Raw genomic sequence first — 628 nt, forward strand, 5'->3', positions numbered from 1 at the left:
GCAGGCGCGCCATTTGCTGAAGTTGGGGCAGGGCTGCGGCACGCGCATCCGCCGTCGTTTCGGCGACAGCCACGTTTAAGGTGAGGAACGTCTTGGGGGCCTTCAGCAGGTCTGACGGCACAAAGTTGTCGCGGTAGAGGCCAAGAATGCGCGCGGTTCCTTCGCCCGAGAAGTGGTGGGCAAAAACGTACGGCATGCCTTGAGCTGCGGCCAGACGGGCCGAGTAGTCGCTGGAGCCGAGCAACCAAAGATCAGCAACGGATGCCGCGTTCGGCGTTGCCGTGAGTTCGTAGCTGCGTCCTTGCTGCAGTTGCAACGTGGCGCCCTCGGGATTCATGAGGCTGCGGATGTCGGCCACGTTGCGCGGGAACGCGTCGACGTCGCTAGTGGTGCCGGTCATCCGCAAATACGAAGTGATCACAGGGTCGCTGCCGGGAGCGCGGCCGATGCCGAGGTCGATGCGGCCCGGGAATGCTGCTTCGAGGATTGCAAACTGTTCCGCAACAACGAGAGGCGCATGGTTGGGAAGCATCACTCCCCCAGCACCGACGCGAATTCGCTTCGTCTGGGCGGCAAGAATACCGATCAGCACCGCGGGGTTCGTGGATGCCACGGCCTTCATATTGTG

General features: G+C 62.7%; 1 protein-coding gene. It reads right to left on the bottom strand.

What is annotated here, in order from left to right; translation table 11 throughout:
* Positions 1 to 628, bottom strand: a 628-nt coding sequence (locus FRC98_RS20890) for an MsnO8 family LLM class oxidoreductase (RefSeq protein ID WP_146983507.1), incomplete at both ends; no start/stop codon positions are given.

This window comes from Lujinxingia vulgaris, assembly GCF_007997015.1.
GTDB classification, from domain to species: Bacteria; Myxococcota_A; Bradymonadia; order Bradymonadales; family Bradymonadaceae; genus Lujinxingia; species Lujinxingia vulgaris.